At 63.3% G+C, this 15,358-nt stretch carries 14 protein-coding genes; 9 read left to right on the top strand and 5 right to left on the bottom strand.

The window, feature by feature from the left end; all coding sequences use genetic code 11:
* The 5 genes from prpF to RBR29_RS06075 all read right to left on the bottom strand — a co-directional run.
* Positions 1–1,093 (bottom strand): 2-methylaconitate cis-trans isomerase PrpF (gene prpF, locus RBR29_RS06095; RefSeq protein WP_320348077.1); only part of this gene is annotated, 1,093 nt, incomplete at its 3' end.
* Positions 1,094–1,121: 28 nt separating this feature from the next.
* A complete protein-coding gene (acnD, locus tag RBR29_RS06090) occupies positions 1,122–3,716 on the bottom strand; it encodes a Fe/S-dependent 2-methylisocitrate dehydratase AcnD (protein WP_320348076.1) in 2,595 nt (864 codons plus the stop codon).
* Between the two features lie 87 nt (positions 3,717–3,803).
* Entirely contained in the window at positions 3,804–5,045 is a 1,242-nt protein-coding gene (prpC, locus tag RBR29_RS06085; RefSeq protein WP_320348075.1) for a 2-methylcitrate synthase, read from the bottom strand.
* Between the two features lie 46 nt (positions 5,046–5,091).
* Positions 5,092–5,991 (bottom strand): methylisocitrate lyase, encoded by a 900-nt coding sequence (prpB, locus tag RBR29_RS06080; protein WP_320348074.1) that lies wholly within the window; start codon positions 5,989–5,991, stop codon positions 5,092–5,094.
* Between the two features lie 190 nt (positions 5,992–6,181).
* Positions 6,182–7,171, bottom strand: a complete 990-nt coding sequence (locus tag RBR29_RS06075) for a malate dehydrogenase (protein ID WP_320348073.1) — start codon at positions 7,169–7,171, stop codon at positions 6,182–6,184.
* Positions 7,172–7,364: 193 nt separating this feature from the next.
* On the opposite strand from RBR29_RS06075, the gene RBR29_RS06070 reads away from it, so the two are divergent.
* From RBR29_RS06070 to RBR29_RS06030, 9 genes are all read left to right on the top strand, one after another.
* On the top strand, positions 7,365–8,135 hold the full coding sequence (locus tag RBR29_RS06070; protein WP_320348072.1) for a GntR family transcriptional regulator: 771 nt from the start codon (positions 7,365–7,367) through the stop codon (positions 8,133–8,135).
* Positions 8,136–8,201: 66 nt separating this feature from the next.
* On the top strand, positions 8,202–8,615 hold the full coding sequence (sdhC, locus tag RBR29_RS06065; RefSeq protein ID WP_320348071.1) for a succinate dehydrogenase, cytochrome b556 subunit: 414 nt from the start codon (positions 8,202–8,204) through the stop codon (positions 8,613–8,615).
* Positions 8,615–8,995 (top strand): succinate dehydrogenase, hydrophobic membrane anchor protein, encoded by a 381-nt coding sequence (gene sdhD, locus RBR29_RS06060; RefSeq protein WP_320348070.1) that lies wholly within the window; start codon positions 8,615–8,617, stop codon positions 8,993–8,995. Before sdhC ends, sdhD begins: the two co-directional genes overlap by 1 nt.
* Before the next feature lies 1 nt (position 8,996).
* Positions 8,997–10,772 (top strand): succinate dehydrogenase flavoprotein subunit, encoded by a 1,776-nt coding sequence (gene sdhA, locus RBR29_RS06055; RefSeq protein ID WP_320348069.1) that lies wholly within the window; start codon positions 8,997–8,999, stop codon positions 10,770–10,772.
* A 13-nt stretch (positions 10,773–10,785) separates the two neighbouring features.
* Entirely contained in the window at positions 10,786–11,502 is a 717-nt protein-coding gene (locus tag RBR29_RS06050; RefSeq protein ID WP_320348068.1) for a succinate dehydrogenase iron-sulfur subunit, read from the top strand.
* Between the two features lie 9 nt (positions 11,503–11,511).
* Entirely contained in the window at positions 11,512–11,775 is a 264-nt protein-coding gene (locus RBR29_RS06045) for a succinate dehydrogenase assembly factor 2 (protein ID WP_320348067.1), read from the top strand.
* Positions 11,776–11,792: 17 nt separating this feature from the next.
* Positions 11,793–13,088, top strand: coding sequence for a citrate synthase (gene gltA, locus RBR29_RS06040; RefSeq protein WP_320348066.1), 1,296 nt, complete (start codon positions 11,793–11,795; stop codon positions 13,086–13,088).
* Positions 13,089–13,811: 723 nt separating this feature from the next.
* Entirely contained in the window at positions 13,812–14,885 is a 1,074-nt protein-coding gene (locus tag RBR29_RS06035) for a glycosyltransferase family 4 protein (protein WP_320348065.1), read from the top strand.
* Positions 14,860–15,358: endo alpha-1,4 polygalactosaminidase (locus RBR29_RS06030; RefSeq protein ID WP_320348064.1), on the top strand; the 499-nt coding region annotated here is incomplete at its 3' end. The genes RBR29_RS06035 and RBR29_RS06030, both read left to right, overlap by 26 nt.

Below are 15,358 nucleotides of genomic sequence, written 5' to 3'. Positions count from 1 at the left end.
GCCGGGCTTGCGCGCCGACCCGCAAGGTGCCGGAGGGGTGACCAAAGCATACCGCGTTGCGTTCGCCCCCACCAGCAGCGAGGTTCACGAGCGTGCCGGGAATGGCCGCTGCCGTGGCGATGGCGACGGCGGCCGTGCCCATCATGGCATGGTGCAGCTTGCCCATGGACAGCGCGCGCACCAGCAGGTCGATCTCGTCGGCGGCGATCGGTTTGCCGCTGGAGGACACGTAGGACGCCGGCTTGGCGACGAACGCAATCTTGGGTGTGTGCTGGCGCTGGGCGATTTCGTCAAGGTGTGCGATCAGGCCCATGCGCAGCGCGCCGTGTGCGCGGATGGTTTCGAACCGGGCCAGGGCGTTGGCATCGCCGTTGATCGCATCCTGCAGTTCGGTGCCGGTGTAGCCGACGTCTTCGGCATTGATGAAAATGGTGGGGATGCCGGCATTGATCAGCGTGGCCTTCAGGGTGCCGATGCCCGGAACCTGCAGCGCGTCGACCAGTTGGCCGGTGGGGAACATCGCGCCGCCCGCGCCTTGTTCTTCGGCGGCCGGCGCGATGAATTCGAGCGGCACCTCGGCGGCGGGGAAGGTCACGCCATCGAGTTCAAAGTCGCCGGTCTCCTGGACGGCGCCTTGCGTCATCGGGACGTGGGCAATGATGGTCTTGCCGATGTTTGCCTGCCAGATGCGGACGGTGGCCATGCCGTCCTGCGGGATGCGCCCGGCGTCGACCAATCCGGCGGCGATGGCGAAAGGCCCCACAGCCGCCGAGAGATTGCCGCAATTGCCGCTCCAGTCCACGAAGGCCCGATCGATGGAAACCTGACCGAACAGATAGTCCACGTCATGATCGGGTCGGCTGCTTTTGGACAGGATGACGGTCTTGCTGGTGCTGGACGTGGCGCCGCCCATGCCATCGATCTGTTTGCCGTAGGGATCCGGGCTGCCGATCACGCGCAGCAGCAGCGCATCGCGTGCCGCGCCGGGCGACTGGGCGGCCGCAGGCAGATCCTGCAGGCGAAAGAACACGCCTTTGCTGGTGCCGCCACGCATGTAGGTGGCGGGGATTTTGATTTGCGGTCGGTGAGCCATGGCCGATATCCTGTCGTGTGAGTGTGGTCTAGGCCGCTGTGTTCGATTCGATGAAGTCCTGCGCAAAACGCTGCAGCACGCCGCCGGCTTCGTAGATCGATACTTCTTCGGCGGTGTCCAGGCGGCAGGTGACCGGCACCTCGACGCGTTCGCCGTTCTTGCGGTGGATGACGAGCGTCAGCGTGGCGCGTGGTGTGCGTTCGCCGACAACGTCGTATGTTTCGGTGCCGTCGATGCCGAGCGTGTGGCGATTCACCCCCGGCTTGAATTCCAGCGGCAGCACGCCCATGCCGACCAGGTTGGTCCGGTGGATGCGCTCGAAGCCTTCGGCGACGATGGCCTCTACACCGGCCAGGCGCACGCCCTTGGCCGCCCAGTCGCGCGATGAACCCTGGCCGTAATCGGCGCCCGCCACGATGATGAGTGGCTGCTTGCGTTGCATGTAGGTTTCGATGGCTTCCCACATGCGAGTGACCTTGCCTTCGGGTTCGATGCGTGCCAGCGACCCCTGCCTGATCTGGTCGCCGTCCTTTACCATTTCATTCAACAGCTTGGGGTTGGCAAAGGTTGCCCGTTGCGCGGTGAGGTGATCGCCGCGGTGGGTGGCGTAGGAATTGAAGTCTTCTTCCGGCAAACCCATCTTGGCCAGATATTCGCCTGCGGCGCTGTTCGGCAAAATGGCATTGGAAGGCGAGATGTGGTCGGTGGTGATGTTGTCGCCCAGTACCGCCAGGGGACGCATGCCGGTCAGCGTGCGTTCGCCGGCCAGCGCGCCTTCCCAGTAGGGCGGGCGGCGGATATAGGTGCTCATGGGGCGCCATTCATACAAGGGGCTGGTCTGCCCGCTGGCCCCGAGGTCGCGGGCGAACATGGGTTCGTACACCTGGCGGAAGTGCTCGGGCTTGACGCTGGCGGCGATGATGGCGTCGATTTCCGCGTCGGATGGCCAGATGTCCTTGAGCGTGATGGGCTTGCCGTCCCGGTCCTGGCCCAGCGCGTCTTTTTCGATATCGAAACGGATGGTGCCTGCGATGGCATAGGCGACGACGAGGGCGGGCGAAGCCAGGAACGCCTGCTTGGCATAGGGGTGGATGCGGCCGTCGAAGTTGCGGTTGCCCGACAGCACGGCGGTCGTGTACAGGTCGCGGCTGACGATTTCTTCCTGGATTTTCGGGTCCAGTGCGCCGCTCATGCCATTGCAGGTGGTACAGGCGAAACCGACGATGCCGAAGCCCAGCTTTTCAAGTTCCGGCAAGAGCCCGGAATCCTGGAGATAGAGTTGGACCGCCTTGGAACCAGGCGCCAGGGATGTCTTGACCCAGGGTTTGCGGGTCAGGCCCAGCGCATTGGCGTTGCGCGCCAGCAGGCCGGCGGAGATGACATTGCGCGGGTTGCTGGTGTTGGTGCAGCTGGTGATCGCGGCGATGATGACGGCGCCGTCCGGCATCAGGCCGGGCTTGTTTTCCACCGTGCCGGCAATGCCCCGGGCGGCGAGTTCGGAAGTCGGAACGCGGTTGTGCGGGTTCGAGGGGCCGGCGATATTGCGCACGACGCTGGACAGGTCGAACCGCAGGACGCGCTCGTATTCGGCGGACTTCAGGCTGTCGGCCCAGAGGCCGGTTTGCTTGGCGTAGGTTTCCACCAGCTTGACTTGTTCGTCGTCTCTGCCGGTCAGTCGCAGGTAGTCGATGGTTTGCTGGTCGATGTAGAACATCGCCGCCGTGGCGCCGTATTCCGGCGTCATGTTCGAGATCGTGGCCCGATCGCCCAGGGTCAGGTGGGCGACGCCCTCGCCGTGGAATTCCAGGTAGGACGACACCACTTTTTCTTTGCGCAGAAATTCGGTCAATGCCAGCACCAGGTCGGTGGCGGTGCAGCCCGGCTGCAGCTTTCCGGTCAGTTCGACGCCGATGATATCGGGCAGGCGCATCCAGGATGCGCGTCCGAGCATCACACTCTCGGCTTCCAGGCCGCCGACGCCGATGGCGATCACGCCCAGCGCATCGACATGCGGCGTATGGCTGTCGGTGCCCACCAGCGTATCCGGGAAGGCCACGCCGTCCTGGGCATGTACCACGGGTGACATCCGTTCCAGGTTGATCTGGTGCATGATGCCGTTGCCCGGCGGGATGACGTCGACGTTCTTGAAGGCGCGCTTGGTCCAGTTGATGAAATGGAAGCGGTCGTCGTTGCGGCGGTCTTCGATGGCCCGGTTCTTGTCGAATGCATCGCGCTCGAAGCCGGCATGCTCGACGGCCAGCGAGTGGTCGACGATCAACTGGGTCTGCACGACGGGGTTGATCCGGGCGGGATCGCCGCCCTTTGCCGCAATGGCTTCGCGCAGACCGGCCAGGTCCACCAGCGCGGTCTGTCCCAGGATGTCGTGGCACACCACCCGGGCTGGAAACCAGGGAAAATCCAGATCGCGCCTGCGTTCGATGAGCTGCGTGAGCGAATCGTTCAGGATGGCGGGATCACAGCGGCGTACCAGGTTTTCGGCGAAGACGCGCGAGGTGTATGGGAGTGTGTCGTAGGCGCCTGGTTTGATGGCTTCGACGGCCGCGCGGGCGTCGAAGTAATCCAGCCGGGTACCGGGCAGGGGCGTGCGATAGGCAGTGTTCATGGCGTCCAGAAGCGATCAGATCATGAGCAGTAGGGCCGCAGTGCGGATGGGCCGGGCGCCATGGCGCCCGGCCCGCGCTCCGGGGGGTCAGCGGCGCTTGGCCAGGGGGACGAACTTGCGGTCTTCCGGGCCGACGTAGTTGGCCGTCGGGCGGATGATCTTGTTGTCGATGCGTTGTTCGATGATGTGCGCCGACCAGCCGGCCGTGCGGGCGATCACGAACAGGGGGGTGAACATGGCGGTGGGCACGCCCATCATGTGGTAGGACACGGCCGAGAACCAATCCAGGTTGGGGAACATTTTCTTGGCGTCCCACATGACGGTTTCCAGGCGTTCGGCGATGTCGAACATTTTCATCGAGCCAGCCGATTTGGACAGGCGCTTGGCCACGGCCTTGATGACCTTGTTGCGGGGGTCGGAGACCGTGTAGACGGGGTGGCCGAAGCCGATCACGACTTCCTTGGCCTCGACGCGGCGGCGGATATCGGCTTCGGCCTCGTCGGGGGTGTCGTAGCGCTTCTGGATTTCGAAGGCCACCTCGTTGGCACCGCCGTGTTTCGGGCCGCGCAGCGCGCCGATGGCGCCGGTGATGGCTGAATACATGTCCGAACCCGTGCCGGCGATCACACGCCCGGTGAAGGTCGAGGCATTGAATTCGTGTTCGGCGTACAGGATCAGCGAAGTATGCATCGCGCGGACCCAGTCGTCGGACGGGGCTTCGCCGTGCAACAGGTGCAGGAAATGGCCACCGATGCTGTCGTCGTCGGTTTCGACGTTGATGACGCGGCCATTGTGGCTGTAGTGGTACCAGTACAGCAGGGCCGAACCCAGGCTGGCCATCAGGCGGTCGGCGATGTCGCGCGCGTCAGGCAGGTTGTGGTCGTCCTTTTCGGGCAGCACGCAGCCCAGCACCGAGGCAGCCGTGCGCATCACATCCATGGGATGGCTGGCGGCCGGCAGGGCTTCCAGGGCGATCTGGACCTGGGCGGGCAGGCCGCGCAGGCGGCGCAGTTTTTCCTTGTAGGCCTTGAGTTCGGCTGCCGTCGGCAGTTTGCCGTGAATCAGCAGATGGGCGACTTCCTCGAATTCGCAGGTGTCGGCGATGTCCAGGATGTCGTAGCCGCGGTAGTGCAGGTCGTTGCCGCTGCGGCCGACCGTGCAAAGTGCGGTGTTGCCGGCCACGATGCCCGACAGGGCGACGGATTTCTTTGGTTTCGGGCCCGTGGTGGGCGCGGCGGGTGCGGGCGTGCTCTGGGCTGCGGGCGCCTTGGGCGCGGTGGCTTTGCGGGCGGGGGTCTTCCGGACGGAAGCAGTGGTCTTGGTCGCCATCAGCATTCTCCTTGAGTGAGAGGGGCGGTTCGAATGTGGGGCCTGGTCAGGACGTCTTGCGCTTGCCCTGCTGGAAGAGGGCGTCGAGCTGTTCTTCGTAGCGGTGGTAGCCGATCCGGTCGTAGAGTTCTTCGCGAGTCTGCATCAGGTCGAGCACCGCATGCTGGTGGCCATCGCGGCGGATGGCCTCGTAGACGGTTTCGGCAGCCTTGTTCATGGCGCGGAAAGCCGACAGGGGGTAGAGCACGATGCCCACGCCCGCGCCCTTGAGCTCTTCGACCGTGAACAGCGGCGTCTTGCCGAATTCGGTGATGTTCGCCAGCACGGGGACATCGAGACTGTTGGCGAATTTTGCGTAGGTATCCAGATCGTAGGATGCCTCTGCGAAGATTGCGTCGGCACCGGCCTGGACGCATGCGTGCGCGCGTTCCAGGGCGGCATCCACGCCGCTGACCGCGATCGCGTCGGTGCGCGCGATGATGTAGAAATCGCTGTCGGTGCGGGCATCCACGGCGGCTTTCACGCGGTCGGCCATTTCTTCCGTGCTGACGATTTCCTTGCCAGGCCGGTGCCCACAGCGCTTGGCGCCGACTTGATCTTCGATGTGGCAGCCGGCGGCGCCGAACTTGATCAGGGATTTGACGGTGCGGGCGATATTGAAGGCCGACGGCCCGAAGCCCGTGTCGATGTCCACCAGCAATGGCAGATCGCAGACGTCGGTGATGCGACGCACGTCGGTCAGGACGTCATCAAGCGTGTTGATGCCCAGGTCGGGCAGGCCGAGTGAGCCGGCGGCTACACCGCCCCCTGACAGATAGATGGCCCGGTAGCCGGCACGCTGGGCCAGCAAGGCGTGATTGGCGTTGATGGCGCCGATGATTTGCAGGGGGGATTCTTCGGTCAGCGCCTGGCGCAGCAGGGCGCCGGGAGAGGCGGGACGGGTCATGAGGGACGCTCCGGTGGGCCACCGGCGCATCAGGTGATCCGGATGCGCGGCGGCATTCGCCCATGTCGAGGGCGTGATTCCAGTCGACGACAGAGACATTCTGGCCCGCCTTGGGGCGACATGTCTGTCATCGGCCGGACATTCCCGGCTGGGGCGGCCGGCCAGGCCGGCGCGCCCGCCGGCTCTGGATTTACTTGAGCAGGTCGGCGACGCCGTCGCGCTCTTCGAGCAGTTCCTTCAGGGTGAAGTCCATGCGCTCGCGCGAGAAGGCATCGATTTCCAGGCCGGCAACACGTGTGTATTCGCCGTTGGCCGTGGTGACCGGCACGCCGTAGATGATGCCCTCGGGGATGCCGTAGGAGCCGTCGGACGGGACGCCCATGGTGACCCACTTGCCATTGGTGCCCAGCACCCAGTCGCGGATGTGGTCGATGGCGGCATTGGCGGCCGAGGCGGCCGAAGACAGCCCGCGTGCGGCGATGATGGCCGCCCCGCGCTTGCCCACGGTGGGGATGAACTCGTCGCGGATCCAGGCATCGTCATTGATCAGTGCCTGGGCGGGTTGACCGCCGATGGTGGTGAAGCGCGTGTCCGGGTACATGGTGGGAGAATGGTTGCCCCACACGACCAGTTTTTCGATATCGGCCACGGCTTTGCCGGTCTTGGCGGCAAGCTGCGACAGTGCGCGGTTGTGGTCCAGGCGCAGCATGGCGGTGAAGTTCTTGGCCGGCAGGTCCGGGGCGGACTTCATGGCGATGTAGGCGTTCGTGTTGGCCGGGTTGCCGACCACCAGCACCTTGACGCTGCGGCTGGCGACCTCGTTCAGGGCTTTGCCCTGGGCCGTGAAGATCTGGGCGTTGACCTGCAGCAGGTCCTTGCGTTCCATGCCGGGGCCGCGCGGGCGGGCGCCGACCAGCAGGGCGATGTCTGCATCCTTGAAGGCGGTGCGCGGGTCGCTGTGGGCGCTCATGCCGGCCAGCAGGGGGAAAGCGCAATCGTCCAGTTCCATCATCACGCCCTGCAGGGCCTTCTGGGCCTTCTCGTCGGGGATTTCGAGCAGTTGCAGGATGACGGGCTGATCCTTGCCGAGCATTTCGCCCGAAGCGATGCGGAACAGCAAGGCATAGCCGATCTGGCCGGCAGCGCCGGTGACCGCGACGCGCATGGCGGGTTTGGACATGGTGTTTCTCCGATAGGTGAGGGGATATCCGGGTGTGCGAGATTGCCGAAAAGATTAGTTTATTCCACTGCCCAGCGTCAAGAGTCTTATATCTTATATAAGACAGAAGAGTATTAGACATCCGGCGCCGGAAGTGCGAAAATGCACTGTCTCATCCTGTAGCATCGCCGCACGGCAGCCCTCTCTGACCGACATGTCCGCATCCCCCCCGATCGATCGTCCGCAGACGCCGAGCCGCGCGCCCCACAGCGCTGCGTTCAGCCCTCTGTACCAGCAGATCAAGGGGCTGATCCTGCAAAGCCTGGACCGAGGCGAATGGAAGCCGGGCGAATCGATTCCCAGCGAATTCGAACTGGCCGCCCGGTTCCAGGTCAGCCAGGGGACCGTGCGCAAGGCCATCGATGATCTGGCTGCCGACAACCTGCTGATCCGCCGTCAGGGCAAGGGCACCTTTGTGGCCACCCACCACGAGGCCAAGGTGCGTTACCGTTTTTTGCGCCTGACGCCCGACGATGGTCGTACCGGCGTGTCCAGCAGCCAGATCCTGGATTGCCGCCGCACCAAGGCGTCGGCGGAAATTGCCGCCGCCCTGGACCTGCGCGCCGGGGACGCCGTCGTGAACATGCGCCGTGCGCTGTCCTTTGACGATGTACCGACCATCCTGGACGACATCTGGCTGCCAGGCAGCATCTTCAAGGGCCTGACCCTGGAATCACTGCTGCGCTATCGCGGGCCGGTGTATGCCCTGTTCGAAACCGAATTCGGCGTCAGCATGGTGCGCGCCGAAGAAAAAATCCGCGCCGTGGCCGCGACGGACGCCCAGGCCGAATTGCTGCAGGTCCAGCCCGGCAGTCCGCTGCTGCAGGTCGAGCGCGTTGCCTACACTTATGGCGACCGCCCCATGGAATTGCGCCGGGGGCATTACGTCACGGAACGCTATCACTACCGCAACAGTTTGAATTGACTCGCGCATAGGCGAAAATGCCGGGTGAGTCCTGAATTTCTTCCATTTTCCAACTACGAGGCCATCATGTCTGAAACAGTCTCAAAGCCGCGCCCGCAGTTCCGTAACCTGGGGTTGAGCGACCTCATGAGTTACCGGCTGCCTCCGGCGGCGAAAGCTTCCATCCTGCATCGAGTCAGCGGCGCGCTGCTGTTCCTGGCGTTGCCGCTGGTGATCGTGCCGCTGTTCGCCCAAAGCGTCCAGTCGCCCGAGACCTTTGCCGCGATGCAGGAATGGGTCGCCAACCCGGTCTGTAAGATCGTGCTGCTGGTCCTGATGTGGGGCTATTTCCACCATTTCTGTGCGGGCATCCGCTACCTGACGCTGGACATGCACATCGGCAATGCGCGCGAACCCTCGCAGCGCTCCGGCGCCCTGGTGATCGGCGTGGCGCTGGCCCTGACGGTGGTTTTCGGTCTGAAACTCTTTGGAGCATGGTAATGGCTCAAGAACGCATTGGTCGCAAGCGCCTGGTCGTGGGCGCGCACTACGGCACCCGTGATTTCATCGTCCAGCGCGCCACCGCCGTCATCATGGCGGTCTATACCCTGGCCCTGGTCCTGTACGCTGTCCTGGTTCCCAGCCTGGACTTCGAATCCTGGCGCGCCTTTTTCACTTTTGCCATCGGCACGCTGCCGGTCGGCCAACTGCTGGCCACGCTGGCTTTCCTGTCGCTTGCCTGGCATGCCTGGGTCGGCATGCGCGACATCTGGATGGATTACGCCCATCCCGACGGCCTGCGCCTGTTCCTGCAGGTCCTGACCATCCTGTGGCTGGTGGCTGCGGTGGTCTTCTTCGGTCAAATTCTCTGGAGTCTCTAACGTGGCCGCTGTCAAAAAATCTCTTCCGCGCCGCCAGTTCGATGTGGTGGTCGTCGGTGCCGGCGGAGCCGGCCTGCGCTGTTCCCTGCAGTTGGCCCAGGCGGGCCTGTCGGTGGCCGTGCTTTCCAAAGTATTCCCCACGCGCTCGCACACGGTGGCGGCCCAGGGGGGCGTCAGTGCTTCGCTGGGCAACATGAGCGAAGACCACTGGCAGTGGCACATGTACGATACCGTCAAGGGTTCCGACTGGCTCGGGGATCAGGACGCGATCGAATTCATGGTCCGCGAGGCGCCCAACGCCGTGTACGAACTCGAACACTTCGGCATGCCGTTCGACCGCAACCCGGATGGCACCATCTACCAGCGCCCGTTTGGCGGCCACACGTCCCATTTCGGTGAAAAGCCCGTCCAGCGCGCCTGTGCCTCGGCCGACCGCACCGGCCATGCGATGCTGCATACGCTCTACCAGCGCAATGTGGCCGCCCGCACGCAGTTCTTCGTCGAATGGATGGCGCTCGACCTGCTGCGCAACAACGATGGCGACGTGCTGGGCGTGACCGCCATGGAAATGGAAACCGGCGAAATCTACGTCCTCGAAGCCAAGCACACCGTGCTGGCCACGGGCGGCGCCGGCCGTATCTTTGCGGCGACCACCAACGCGTTCATCAATACCGGCGACGGCCTGGGCATGGCCGCGCGCGCGGGTATTCCGTTGCAGGACATGGAATTCTGGCAGTTCCACCCCACCGGCGTGGCCGGCGCGGGTGTGCTGATCACTGAAGGCGTGCGCGGCGAAGGCGGCTATCTGCTGAACAAGGACGGCGAGCGCTTCATGGAACGCTACGCGCCCCAGCTCAAGGACCTGGCGCCGCGGGACTTCGTGTCGCGCTCGATGGACCAGGAAATCAAGGAAGGCCGCGGCTGCGGCGACGGCAGCCACGTGCTGCTCAAGCTCGATCACCTGGGCGCGGAAACCATCACCAAGCGCCTGCCGTCGATCCGTGAAATCGCCATCAAGTTCGCCAACATCGACCCGATCAAGGACCCGATTCCGGTCGTACCTACGCTGCACTACCAGATGGGCGGCATCCCGGCCAACTACCACGGCCAGGTCGTCACCCAGGTCAATGGCCAGGAAAAAATCGTCAACGGCCTGTACGCCATCGGCGAATGCGCCGCTACGTCGGTGCATGGTGCCAACCGCCTGGGCACCAATTCCCTGCTGGATCTGATCGTGTTCGGCCGTTCGGCGGGCAATTTCATCGTTGCGCAGCATCCCGAGCGCCAGCATGCGCACGCGGTCCTGCCCGATACCGACATCGAAGCCTCTCTGGATCGCATCGATCGTCTCGAACGCCGCACCAGTGGCGAAAAGACGCATGATGTCATCAACCGCATGCGCAACACCATGCAGAGCCATTGCGGCGTGTTCCGCAAGATGGACATCCTGCGCGAGGGCGAGCGCATGATTGCCGATCTGGTCCCGCAATTCGACAATATCTACTTCTCGGACAAGTCCAAGGTCTTCAACACGGCGCGTGTCGAGGCCCTGGAAGCCGCCAACATGATCGAAGTGGCGCGTGCGACGGTCAAGTCCGCCGCCAACCGGCTCGAATCCCGGGGCGCCCATGCGCTCGAAGAACACCCCGAGCGTGATGACGAAAACTGGCTGCGGCACACGCTGTGGTTTGCCGAGGACAATCGCCTGGAATACAAGCCGGTGCGCATGCAGCCCCTGACCGCCGAAAGCATCCCGCCCAAGCCGCGCACCTTCTAATCTGGATATCGTCATGAGTCAAAAACGTATCGTGAAATTCGAGATCTACCGTTACGATCCGGACAAGGACGAACGGCCGTACATGCAGAAATTCGAGGTCGAACTGCAACCGACCGACAAGATGCTGCTGGATGCGATCCTGCGGATCAAGGACGAACTCGATGACAGCCTGGCCCTGCGCCGGTCCTGCCGCGAGGGGGTGTGCGGTTCCGACGCCATGAACATCAATGGCAAGAACGGCCTGGCCTGCACGACCAATCTGCGGACGCTCAAGGAACCCATCGTCCTCAAGCCGCTACCCGGCCTGCCCGTGGTGCGCGACCTGATCGTGGACATGACGTTCTTCTTCGATCAGTACCATTCGGTCAAGCCCTATCTGATCAACGACACGCTGCCGCCCGAAAGGGAACGCCTGCAGTCGCCCGAAGAGCGCGAAGAACTCAACGGTCTGTACGAATGCATCCTGTGCGGTTCCTGCTCGACGGCCTGTCCTTCGTTCTGGTGGAATCCGGACAAATTCGTCGGTCCGGCGGGTTTGCTCCAGGCCTACCGTTTCATCGCCGATTCGCGCGACGAGGCCACCGGCGAACGGCTGGACAATCTGGAAGACCCCTACCGCTTGTTCCGCTGCCATACGATCATGAACTGCACGGATGTCTGCCCCAAGGGGCTGAACCCGTCGGCCGCGATCGGCAAGATCAAGGAAATGCTCGTGCGCCGCACAGTCTAGGGGACGGACGTGTCTGGCGACCTGTCCGACCTGGATCGCGCCCGCCTGCGCTGGCGGGCGCGGCGCGGCCTGCTCGAAAACGATCTCATCATCACGCGCTTCCTGGACGCCTGCGAAGCGCAACTGACCGAGACCGACGTGCGGGCCCTGACGCAGCTTTTCGAAATGGGCGACAACGAATTGCTCGATGTCCTGCTGGGACGCGCGGACCTGTCGGGTCCCTACGACGATCCTGATATCCGCCGGCTCGTCGAGCAGATGAAAGCGCTGTAACTTAAAGGAAGATCCACATGCAGCTATCCGACAAAAAAGCCACGCTATCGTTTTCCGATGGCAGCCCTTCGGTCGAATTCCCGGTCTATCAGGGCACGGTGGGCCCGGACGTGATCGATATTCGCAAGCTCTACGGCCAGACCGGGATGTTCACCTACGATCCCGGGTTCATGGCGACGGCTTCCTGCGAATCCGCCATCACCTACATCGACGGCGACAAGGGCCAGCTGCTGTATCGTGGCTACCCGATCGACCAGCTGGCAACAAGCTGCGATTTCCTGTCGATCTGCTACCTGATCATGAATGGTGAACTGCCCAATGCGCAGCAGAAGCAGGAATTCGACAGCCTGGTCACGCATCACACGCTGGTGCATGAACAGATGCACACGTTCCTGCAGGGTTTCCGCCGCGATGCCCATCCGATGGCCGTGCTGACGGGGCTGGTGGGCGCGTTGTCGGCCTTCTACCATGATTCCACCGACATCACCAATCCGAATCACCGCGAAGTCTCCGCGATTCGCCTGATCGCCAAGATGCCGACCCTGGTCGCCATGGCGTACAAGCATTCCCTGGGCCAACCCTTCATCTATCCGCAGAACAATCTGTCCTATACGGGCAATTTCCTGCGCATGATGTTTGCCACGCCCTGCGATGACTACAAGGTCAACGACGTGGTCGAACGCGCGCTGGATCGCATTTTCATCCTGCACGCCGATCACGAACAGAACGCCTCGACTTCGACCGTGCGCCTGTGCGGTTCCTCGGGCACCAATCCGTTTGCCGCCATTGCGGCGGGCGTGGCCTGCCTGTGGGGGCCGGCGCACGGTGGCGCCAACGAGGCCTGCCTGAACATGCTGGAAAGCATCCAGGCCCAGGGCGGCGTGGCCAAGGTCGGTGAATTCATGGAAAAGGTCAAGGACAAGAATTCGGGCGTGCGCCTGATGGGCTTTGGCCATCGGGTCTACAAGAACTACGACCCGCGCGCCAAGCTGATGCAGGAAACCTGCCGCGAGGTGCTCGATTCGCTGGGCCTGCACAACGACCCCTTGTTCAAGCTGGCCATGGAACTGGAACGCATCGCCCTGGAAGATCCGTATTTCGTCGAACGCAAGCTCTACCCGAATGTGGATTTCTATTCGGGCATCGTGCAACGCGCCATCGGTATCCCCACCTCGCTGTTCACGGCTATCTTCGCCTTGGCCCGTACGGTGGGCTGGATCGCCCAGTGGAACGAAATGCTGTCCGATCCCAACTACAAGATCGGTCGTCCGCGCCAGCTGTATACCGGCGCAGCAGTACGCGACGTGAAGTAATCCGGGCGTACTGTCTGCTTTCCATGAAAAACGGGCCACCAGGCCCGTTTTTCATTTCATGGTCAAAAAACTGCTTGAGTTTCAGTGGCTTGAATTGGCCTGGGAAATGTGACAGACTAAATGAGCCACACCCTTGCACAGGGATGAATGCTGGCCATTGCCTCATGATTCACCTCCACGATTTCCTGCTCTCCGGTTCGTATCCTGGCGTCAGAGGCCGTGTCCGCTCTGCGGGCCCGGCTGGGCTGTACGCCTGCGCACTGGTGCGGCGCCTGCCCAAGCAGCTACCCGAGTAGCGCTTTGGTTCCGGGCCGATGTGGCCCGCACGTCTCCCGTATCCAACTTCTAGCCTGCGATGTCGCGTTGCGGACGGCAGTCATGCCGCCTGCGCGGGCTGTTTGCAGGCGGCAAGCCGTTTTTTCAGAGGAGGACACATTGACATCGATCCAGACACAGCCATCCTGGCATTCCAGGACCAGCCCGGCGTTGCATACTGCGGTGGGCCAGACTGCGCAGCTGTTGCGCCATGCCAATCTCAGGCTCGCTGCCTTGATGGCAGAAAATGCAGTTCTGAAGGAAAACGTCCGTGAGCTCATGCGCCAGCTCGATCAGGCGCAAATGGCCCAGGTGGTTCGGCCACAGGCCCAGCGGCGACAGGATCCCAAGGCTGCCCGCGCCGTATCGTCCGCAAGGGCGGCCGCCCGGGAAGCGGTGGTGCGGTAGATGGATATGCGCGTTCCCGAGCGGCCGCGGATTGCCCTGATCGTGGATTCGGAATCCTGGGCCTTTGCCAATATTGCGCGGCAGATCATGCATCACCTGGAACCGGATTATCGGTTCCAGGTGATTCCTGCTGCCGTGATCGACAATATCGTCCAGGTCCTGCTGATGACGGAAGACTGCGCCGTGACGCACTTTTTCTGGCGGGATTTTCTCAATTCGGTCCAGGATGAAACCGCCGAGCGCTATGTGCGCAGCCTGGGGTTCCGATCGCCAGCGAGTTTTCTCAGGCGTTTCGTCCATCGGCGTGCCATCACGACTTCCGTGTACGACCACCTGTTTCTCAGTCCGCCGGAAGTCGAGGCGCGGCGGGGCTTGTTCAACCACCTGATCAAGGACTACACCGTCAGTTCGCAGCGGCTGCTGGAAATCTACCGGCGGCTGGATGGGCTGCCGGCCCCGGGCATGCTGATCGAGGATGGGGTGGATCTGGAAAGATTCCGGCCGCACAACTTGCAGCGCTTGCGTGCGCTGCATGATCGCCCCCTGGTCATCGGCTGGGCCGGGAATTCAAGCTGGTCCAGTGAGCGTGGCGAGGATTTCAAGGGCCTGCATACCTTGCTGCGGCCGGCAGTCCAGCAATTGCGCCAGGAAGGCCTGGATGTGCGGCTGGAACTGGCTGACCGGCAGCAGCACCAGATCCCGCATGAGGAAATGCCGGAATACTACGCGCGGCTCGATCTGTATGTCTGTGTGTCCAAGATGGAAGGGACCCCCAACCCTGTGCTCGAAGCACTGGCCTGCGGCGTGCCGGTCATCAGCACGGATGTGGGGGTCGTGCCCCAGGTCCTCGTGGGCGATCCTCATGGACAGATTTTGCCGGAACGCAGCATCGAGGCGCTCAAGCATCGCATCCGCGCCTATTGTCTGGCAGGTCCGGAAGAGGCCATCCGGCTGTCCGAGTATGGCCTGGAATGCATCCGTCATTGGGGCTGGGCCGACAAGGCGGCGCGCTTTGGGCAGTTCTTTGCTCGACAGATCAGGAGATCGCATGTCCATGCCGCGCTTGAGCATTGAGCGGGAAGCATTTGCCGCCTGTCTGGCAGGTGCCGATCCTCGTCTGGCATTCTGCTATGGGCCACAGGACCCGGTTCGTTTTCTGGGGGGCTTCGATGCGGTCGTGCTCGACCCTGGTCATCGGCATCCCCTGCCGGTGGACAGCCGCGCGCCCCAATGGCTGGCGTATCTGAGCCTGGGGGAAATCCTGTCCTGCGCGCCAGGGTTCACACGCATGCCGCCTGCGTGGCGGATTGGCCGCAATGCCGACTGGGGAAGCTGGATCATCGACCAGGCGCAGCCCGGGTGGCCGGGCTTTCTGGTCGAAGAAATTGCGCGGCCGATCTGGTGGCAGGGCTACCAGGGGTTTTTTCTCGATACGGTCGATTCCTATGCCTTGCTGGAACAGGCCCCCGATCTGGGCCTGCAGCAGCGTGCCGGACTGGTGCGCACGGTTCTGGCGCTGCGCGAAGCGTTTCCCACCGCCGTGATCG

The organism is Castellaniella sp. (assembly GCF_034007085.1).
Lineage (GTDB): Bacteria > Pseudomonadota > Gammaproteobacteria > Burkholderiales > Burkholderiaceae_B > Castellaniella.
The sequence above is the reverse complement of the archived record's forward strand: the minus strand, read 5'-3'. Positions and strand labels throughout refer to the sequence as shown.

Coding starts and splice junctions, on each gene's coding strand:
- acnD (WP_320348076.1), bottom strand. CDS start 3,716: ATGAACACTGCCTATCGCACGCCCCTGCCCGGTACCCGGCTGGATTAC.
- prpC (WP_320348075.1), bottom strand. CDS start 5,045: ATGGCGACCAAGACCACTGCTTCCGTCCGGAAGACCCCCGCCCGCAAA.
- prpB (WP_320348074.1), bottom strand. CDS start 5,991: ATGACCCGTCCCGCCTCTCCCGGCGCCCTGCTGCGCCAGGCGCTGACC.
- RBR29_RS06075 (WP_320348073.1), bottom strand. CDS start 7,171: ATGTCCAAACCCGCCATGCGCGTCGCGGTCACCGGCGCTGCCGGCCAG.
- RBR29_RS06070 (WP_320348072.1), top strand. CDS start 7,365: ATGTCCGCATCCCCCCCGATCGATCGTCCGCAGACGCCGAGCCGCGCG.
- sdhC (WP_320348071.1), top strand. CDS start 8,202: ATGTCTGAAACAGTCTCAAAGCCGCGCCCGCAGTTCCGTAACCTGGGG.
- sdhD (WP_320348070.1), top strand. CDS start 8,615: ATGGCTCAAGAACGCATTGGTCGCAAGCGCCTGGTCGTGGGCGCGCAC.
- RBR29_RS06050 (WP_320348068.1), top strand. CDS start 10,786: ATGAGTCAAAAACGTATCGTGAAATTCGAGATCTACCGTTACGATCCG.
- gltA (WP_320348066.1), top strand. CDS start 11,793: ATGCAGCTATCCGACAAAAAAGCCACGCTATCGTTTTCCGATGGCAGC.
- RBR29_RS06035 (WP_320348065.1), top strand. CDS start 13,812: ATGGATATGCGCGTTCCCGAGCGGCCGCGGATTGCCCTGATCGTGGAT.